The following is a 2,288-nucleotide window of genomic DNA, read 5'->3' as shown; positions in this document are numbered from 1 at the left end:
CAGTGACCATGCTGCCCATCGACGCCATCAGGCCCAACGACGCCAACCCCCGAAGCGAGATAGGAGACGTGTCGGAGCTGGCCATGAGCATCGCGTCCCAAGGCATACAGCAGGCCCTGGTCGTCACACCGGCGAACCAGGAGGGGCGGCACACCCTGGTCATCGGACACCGGCGGCTGGCGGCCGCCGAGCAGGCCGGCCTTGCAACCGTGCCCTGTATCATCACCGACATGGACGAGCAGACCCAGGCGGAGGTGATGCTGGTAGAGAACATACACCGTGACCAGCTCACCGCCCTGGACGAGGCACGCGGATACGCCCACCTCCTGGACCTTGGCGAAGACGTGGACCAGATGGCCAAAGCCACTGGCCGCAGCCGCAGCACCGTGCAGCGACGGCTCAAAATATCGTCCATCGACGACGAGAAAATACTCGCGCTGCCATCCCAGCTGAGCTTCGAGGAATTGGAGACGATAGCCGACTTCCGCGACGACGAAGGCCTGCAAGACCAGCTCATCAAAGCCGCAGGCACCAACAACTGGAACATGACACTGCACCAGGTCCAGGCCAAACGGTCGCTGGACAAGTGGATCGAACAGGCCCAGGAAGCCATCAAGCAGGCCGGGCTGCCCATCGTGCCGCTGACACCATCACAATCCTGGTCTGACCCGGAAGGTTGGCGCACCATCGCCCGATTCTCCCCGGATACCGACCCCGACCCCAAGCAGGCCCTCGACACATGGCTGGAGGAATGGGAAGGCGACAAACCCACGGCCGCCGGACTGCTCGACCGTGGCGGACAGTGGCGCGTCAAAATCACCCTGCTGGAGCCATACACCCAACAGGACCAGGAGGACGAACGCCGGCAAAGAGAGGATGACCTGGCCAGGTGGCAAGCCGAACAAGAAGCCGAAATCGCACCGGCCAAGCAACTGGACACGGCAAGCCACGACCTGCGGCTGGCCTACACGCAACGGCTCATGTCCCTCAAACGCCCCGCCAAAAACCAGTCCCAGGCCCTGTCCATGCTGGTCATCGCCCAAGCGAGCCAACGCACCTGGTGGGTCAGCCGGGACCAGGTGCGGGACACATGGCGCGCCATCGTCCAGGACCAGGAAGCCGAGCTGGCGCAAAAGGCCGACCTTGACGAGAGTCGCCGCACCCAGACGGCCTTCGCCCTGTGCCACGCCATCATGGAGACACAGATCAACCACGAGACCTGGCGCAGCCAAGACGACATAGACGGCCTGCTCAAACCCCTCTACCGTGCCCTCCAAACCGCAGGCTACGCCATCAGCGACGAAGAGCAATCCGGTCTCGACGGCGACCTGGTGCCCCGACCTGAAGAGGAAGACAACGAAGGGAACGAAGATGAAACAGACGACGGCGACCAGGAGGAGGACACCAAAGAGTGAATGAACCCCGCAGCCGGCCCCGCCACCAAGCGGGGCCGGCTGCCGGCGGCGGCGCAGCGATGCCTCGCGCCACCCCACGGGGTGGAATCGGCATCGTCGAACGCCCCGCGTTCGGACAGCCAGACCGCAACGCGAGGAACGCACGACTGGTTTGTATGTGCAATTTGTACTACACTCATGGTCATGGAGATCGAGATAGAGCAATCAGCCCGCAAGCACGGCTGCGCCGACGACGAAATCAGGCACGCGGTCCTCCACTCCATAGGCCACGAACAAATCGAGGGCTACGGCGACGAGATGACGGTGGTCTTCGTCGGCCAGCCACACCCCGGGGCCCTACCCGACAACCTGCTCGAAGTCATCGTCAGCAAATGGCAGGACGGCCAGCTCCACGCCTTCCACGCCATGCCGCTGACCAGCCGGTGGCAACATCTCAGATACCAATAGACACAACCAACAAGGAGCCAGACCATGACCAACACACAGACACCCGCCGACAGGGCAGCACACGCCGAAGCACTCGACCGCATGGCCGACGCCGGCCAATTCACACCCATCGAAGGCACCCGGGTATACCGGGGCTACGACGCCGGCCCCCTGACCGACGACGACCTGCTCTCCATCTTCGCCGGCCGCCCCCGCGACGAACTCAAACAACCCACCAGCAAAACCTGGCAGGTACGCACCACCCCGGCCCTGGACCAATGGGCCGAAGCCGCCGTCAAAACAGAAGGCACCAACCTATCGGCACTGATCCGCCAAGCCACCGCCGAATACCTGGCACACCACTACCCAGGACTCCGAAGCCAGATGGCCTGACCCATCAGGGCAACATCATCAAGGGACCCCTCAACGGGGTCCCTTTTTCCATGC

General features: G+C 63.5%; 3 protein-coding genes. All 3 read left to right on the top strand.

Annotation, left to right across the window (positions count from 1 at the left end; translation table 11 throughout):
* Window positions 1-1,415, top strand: a 1,415-nt coding sequence (locus P273_RS0109100; RefSeq protein WP_024628118.1) for a ParB/RepB/Spo0J family partition protein, incomplete at its 5' end; no start/stop codon positions are given.
* 183 nt (window positions 1,416-1,598) lie between these two features.
* Window positions 1,599-1,862 (top strand): hypothetical protein, encoded by a 264-nt coding sequence (locus P273_RS10020; protein ID WP_141650026.1) that lies wholly within the window; start codon window positions 1,599-1,601, stop codon window positions 1,860-1,862.
* A gap of 24 nt (window positions 1,863-1,886) precedes the next feature.
* Window positions 1,887-2,234: a hypothetical protein gene (locus tag P273_RS09705; RefSeq protein ID WP_015022035.1), complete on the top strand. Its 348-nt coding sequence runs from the start codon at window positions 1,887-1,889 to the stop codon at window positions 2,232-2,234.
* Window positions 2,235-2,288: the final 54 nt, after the last annotated feature.

Source organism: Bifidobacterium sp. A11, from assembly GCF_000499185.1.
Classification (GTDB): domain Bacteria; phylum Actinomycetota; class Actinomycetes; order Actinomycetales; family Bifidobacteriaceae; genus Bombiscardovia; species Bombiscardovia mizhiensis.
This window is presented reverse-complemented; position numbering and strand designations above follow the sequence as displayed.

Bases quoted from the DNA above. Each gene is read 5' to 3' on its own strand.
- P273_RS10020 (WP_141650026.1), top strand. From the start codon at position 1,599: ATGGAGATCGAGATAGAGCAATCAGCCCGCAAGCACGGCTGCGCCGAC.
- P273_RS09705 (WP_015022035.1), top strand. From the start codon at position 1,887: ATGACCAACACACAGACACCCGCCGACAGGGCAGCACACGCCGAAGCA.